The 942-nt window shown below is 70.3% G+C and carries 1 protein-coding gene; it reads right to left on the bottom strand.

All coding sequences use genetic code 11. The annotated features are described in order from the left end of the window. Positions 1–942: Ig-like domain-containing protein (locus HMPREF3014_RS34530; RefSeq protein WP_256562452.1), on the bottom strand; the 942-nt coding region annotated here is incomplete at both ends.

Genomic DNA, 942 nt, shown 5'->3' with positions numbered 1-942 from the left:
CTCCAGTTGCCGCTGCCATCGGCGGTGACCTGCCCGATGGGATTGCCGTTGCCATCGGTCAGGGTCACGGTGGCGCCCGGCTCGGCGGTGCCGCTGAGCGTGGTGCCGTTGCTCGGGTTGACCACTGGCGTGGCCGGTGCCACGGCGTCCACGGTGACGCTGGCCGGCGAACTGGCGTTGCCGGACGGGTCGGTAGCCGTGGCGTTGACCACCGTGCCGTTGGGCAACGGCGTGCTCGGGGTGAAGGTCCAGTTGCCGCTGCCGTCGGCGGTGACCTGGCCAATCGGGTTGCCGTTGCCGTCGGTCAGGGTCACGGTAGCGCCCGGCTCGGCGGTGCCGCTGAGGGTCGTACCGTTGCTCGGATCGACGGTGGGCGTGGCCGGCGCGACGGCATCCACGGTAACGCTGGCCGGCGGACTGCTGTTGCCGGCGGCATCCCTGGCCACCACGTTGACCACGGTACCGTCCGGCAGCGGGGTGGACGGCGTGAAAGACCAGTTGCCGTTGGCATCGGCGGTGGTCTGGCCGATCGGATTGCCATTGCCGTCGGTCAGGGTCACGCTGCTGCCCGGTTCGGCAGTCCCGCTGAGTTCGCTGCCGTTGCTCGGCTCGACCACCGGCGCGTTCGGCGCCACGCCGTCGACGGTGATGGAGGTCGCCGGGCTGCTGTTGCCGGCGGCGTCCCTGGCCACCACATTGACCACGGTGCCATCCGGCAGTTGGCTACCGGGGGTGAAGCTCCAGTTGCCGTTGGCATCGGCGCTGGTCTGGCCGATCGGATTGCCGTTGCCGTCGGTGATCACGATGGTCACGCCCGCTTCCGCCGTACCGCTGAGGACGCTGCCGTTGCTGGCATTGACCTGGGGCGCGTCGGGGAAGTCGGGAGCTTCGGCGGTGACCGGGGTGCTGCTGTTGCCGGCCGGGTCGGTAACGATCACCGTC

This window comes from Pseudomonas sp. HMSC065H01, assembly GCF_001815235.1.
Classification (GTDB): Bacteria; Pseudomonadota; Gammaproteobacteria; order Pseudomonadales; family Pseudomonadaceae; genus Pseudomonas; species Pseudomonas aeruginosa.
Note: the sequence above shows the minus strand (reverse complement) of the source record. Positions and strands in the feature narration are given on the sequence as shown.